Here is an 876-nt window from a genome sequence, read left to right on the forward strand (position 1 = left end):
GGGTGATTAGCTCAGTTGGGAGAGCATCGCCCTTACAAGGCGAGGGTCACTGGTTCAAGTCCAGTATCACCCACCACTTTTAAAAGTGTTCGCATCTAAATTCTATTCGGACTCTATGTTCATTTAGAAAAAGAGAGCATAACTGCTACTTACATGTAACAGAGAAGTTCACTGGTTAAAGTCCAGTACTATTTATTTTAATAGTCGTGTTTTAATTTATATGTGGGTGATTAGCTCAGTTGGGAGAGCATCGCCCTTACAAGGCGAGGGTCACTGGTTCAAGTCCAGTATCACCCACCACATATAAAATCGATTATAAAAATAGTAGTTTAAATTGTAATATGGGTCGTTAGCTCAGTTGGGAGAGCATCGCCCTTACAAGGCGAGGGTCACTGGTTCAAGTCCAGTACGACCCACCATTCTCAGAATGGTGCATATTACAAAAATCTAAATGGGTCATTACTCAGTTTAGAAAAAAGAGAGCATTACCGCTACTTCCAAGTAACGGCGAGGTTCACTGGTTAAAGTCCAGTACTATTTATTTTAATAGTCGTGTTTTAATTTATATGTGGGTGATTAGCTCAGTTGGGAGAGCATCGCCCTTACAAGGCGAGGGTCACTGGTTCAAGTCCAGTATCACCCACCACATATAAATCTATTATATCGATAGTCGCGTTTTAAAATTTAATATGGGTCGTTAGCTCAGTTGGGAGAGCATCGCCCTTACAAGGCGAGGGTCACTGGTTCAAGTCCAGTACGACCCACCATTCTTAGAATGGTGCATATTAAATATATAATTTGGGTGATTAGCTCAGTTGGGAGAGCATCGCCCTTACAAGGCGAGGGTCACTGGTTCAAGTCCAGTATCACCCACCA

Annotated in this window: 6 tRNA genes; all 6 read left to right on the forward strand. The window is 42.4% G+C overall.

Annotated elements, in window-relative coordinates:
• The 6 genes from R0J88_RS18630 to R0J88_RS18655 all read left to right on the forward strand — a co-directional run bounded on the left by R0J88_RS18630 (window position 1) and on the right by R0J88_RS18655 (window position 876).
• Window positions 1–76, forward strand: a tRNA-Val gene (locus R0J88_RS18630).
• 148 nt (window positions 77–224) lie between these two features.
• Window positions 225–300 (forward strand) — tRNA-Val (locus R0J88_RS18635).
• Window positions 301–343: 43 nt separating this feature from the next.
• Window positions 344–419: transfer RNA gene (locus R0J88_RS18640), tRNA-Val, on the forward strand.
• Between the two features lie 151 nt (window positions 420–570).
• Window positions 571–646 (forward strand) — tRNA-Val (locus tag R0J88_RS18645).
• A gap of 45 nt (window positions 647–691) precedes the next feature.
• Window positions 692–767: transfer RNA gene (locus tag R0J88_RS18650), tRNA-Val, on the forward strand.
• Window positions 768–800: 33 nt separating this feature from the next.
• Window positions 801–876, forward strand: a tRNA-Val gene (locus R0J88_RS18655).

The organism is Pseudoalteromonas sp. SIMBA_162, assembly GCF_046535955.1.
Lineage (GTDB): Bacteria > Pseudomonadota > Gammaproteobacteria > Enterobacterales > Alteromonadaceae > Pseudoalteromonas > Pseudoalteromonas marina.